Here is a 1,216-nt window from a genome sequence, read left to right as displayed (position 1 = left end):
GTGCGGGAAGATCAGGTCGAGACCGCCGCCGTGGATGTCGAAGGCGGTGCCGAGGTACTTGTGCGCCATGGCCGAGCACTCCAGGTGCCAGCCCGGGCGGCCGCGGCCCCAGGGGGTCTCCCAGCTGGGCTCGCCCTCCTTGGCCGCCTTCCACATGGCGAAGTCGCGCGGGTCGCGCTTGCCCGTCTCGCCCTCGCCGGAGGGCTGGAGCAGGTTCTCCAGCTCCTGGTTGGAGAGGCGGAGGTAGTCGGCGTAGGAGCGGACGTCGAAGTAGACGTTGCCGTCCGCGGCGTAGGCGTGACCGCGCTCGATCAGCCCGCGCATCATCTCGATCATCTCGGGGACGTGGCCCGTGGCCCGCGGCTCGACGGTCGGGGGCAGGCAGCCCAGGGCGTCGTAGCCGGCGTTGAACGCGCGCTCGTTCTCGTAGCCGATCGCCCACCAGGGGCGGTTCTGCTCGGCCGCCTTTTTAATGATCTTGTCATCGATGTCGGTCACGTTGCGGACGAACGTCACGTCGTAGCCGCGGTAGGCGAACCAGCGGCGCATGATGTCGAAGTTCAGCCCCGACCGGATGTGCCCGATGTGTGGCGCGGCCTGCACGGTCGCGCCACACAGGTAGATCGAGACGCAGCCCGGGACGAGCGGGGAGAAGTCACGGATCTGCCGGGCGCTGGTGTCGTACAGGCGAATAGTCACGGAACCAGGGTAGTGGCCCCGCGGCAGTGCCCCGGGCGCCCGGCACCCGGATCCGACCCTGATCCGGACCCCGAGAGCCCTCGGGGGCGTGCGCGGCCGGGCGCGAAGCGACTCACACACGCCCCACCGGCGCGCTTTGCCCGCTATTTAATGTTTTGCGGCAAAAATGCAATTCCGCGTGGTAACTTCCCGGGCACACCTCGGGACCGGAGCGCCGCGGACACCAGGAGGGGCGTTGCACTCCACTCTGCCGGTACAGCAGGAACACCCCCAACCCCGGGCGCAGCCCCCACCGCCCGGCGCGCGCCGCCCGGGCCGGCTGGCCGCCCTGGACGGACTGCGGCTGTGCGCGGCGCTGATGGTCGTCGCCTACCACTGGATCGCCTTCGACAGCGGCGCCTGGGGGCACCGTTCCGCCCGCGCCCTCTTCCCCACCGCGCACCTGCCGGCGTCCTACGGCTGGCTCGGCGTCCAGCTCTTCTTCCTGATCAGCGGGTTCGTGATCTGCATGAGCGGC

General features: G+C 70.1%; 2 protein-coding genes. One reads left to right on the top strand and one right to left on the bottom strand.

The features are described 5' to 3' along the window. On the bottom strand, positions 1-699 hold a 699-nt coding region (locus JNW98_RS35665; RefSeq protein ID WP_223772398.1), incomplete at its 3' end, for a class I tRNA ligase family protein. A gap of 235 nt (positions 700-934) precedes the next feature. Between JNW98_RS35665 and JNW98_RS35660 the strand changes: the two genes are divergently transcribed. Continuing rightward, positions 935-1,216: acyltransferase family protein (locus JNW98_RS35660; protein ID WP_223772397.1), on the top strand; the 282-nt coding region annotated here is incomplete at its 3' end.

This window comes from Streptomyces huiliensis, assembly GCF_020037025.1.
Classification (GTDB): Bacteria; Actinomycetota; Actinomycetes; order Streptomycetales; family Streptomycetaceae; genus Streptomyces; species Streptomyces huiliensis.
Note: the sequence above shows the minus strand (reverse complement) of the source record. Positions and strands in the feature narration are given on the sequence as shown.